The organism is Candidatus Skiveiella danica, assembly GCF_022705245.1.
GTDB lineage: Bacteria > Pseudomonadota > Gammaproteobacteria > Burkholderiales > Burkholderiaceae_C > Skiveiella > Skiveiella danica.
This window is the reverse complement of the sequence record NZ_JAKJEW010000178.1, coordinates 1-551: the sequence shown is the minus strand read 5'-3', so window position 1 is coordinate 551 and position 551 is coordinate 1. Positions and strand designations below refer to the sequence as shown.

General features: G+C 63.5%; 2 pseudogenes. Both read right to left on the bottom strand.

Going from position 1 to position 551, the window contains the following annotated elements:
- A pseudogene (locus ACMUOY_RS20835) lies at window positions 1-113 on the bottom strand (16S rRNA (uracil(1498)-N(3))-methyltransferase); the annotation flags it as partial.
- A 297-nt stretch (window positions 114-410) separates the two neighbouring features.
- A pseudogene (locus ACMUOY_RS20830) lies at window positions 411-551 on the bottom strand (aminoglycoside phosphotransferase); the annotation flags it as partial.

Below are 551 nucleotides of genomic sequence, written 5' to 3'. Positions count from 1 at the left end.
GTGATGACGCCGCCCGGCTGCAGGCGCAGCACCTGCACATGGCGCGCGGCCTGGGGTGGCAGCGTGACTTGCGCGCCGGCGGCCAGGGGCAGGGGGCAGTAAAAACGTGGCATTCAGTTTAAAAATAGTAGCTGTTAGCGCTTGGTAGATAAGTGTTGCAGGCTGTTTTGATGATGAAAACCATGGCCGCTGCGTTGGCGCCTGTTTCTCCCTCTCCCGCGTGCGGGAGAGGGCGGGGGTGAGGGTGTAAAAACGGGGCGCTGCGCCGCATCACCCCCTCACCCCAACCCTCTCCCCCAAGGGGGCGAGGGAGCTAAAACCTGCGCTAAATATGCGTTACGCGCTATCAAAAAGATGTGTGCATACACAAGCCCGCGAGGGGGGAAGACAACCAATGCACCGCGCCGTTGTTAAACCCGGCCGAAGGCGTAGCCCATGGCCGCCTGCGTGCCCTCCAGTTCATCGACCAGGCGCAGCAGCGGCGTCAGCTCGCGGTAGCGTGCGCAGGTGGCGCGGATGTAGGCGATGAAGCGCGGCGCGTCCGCCAGGTA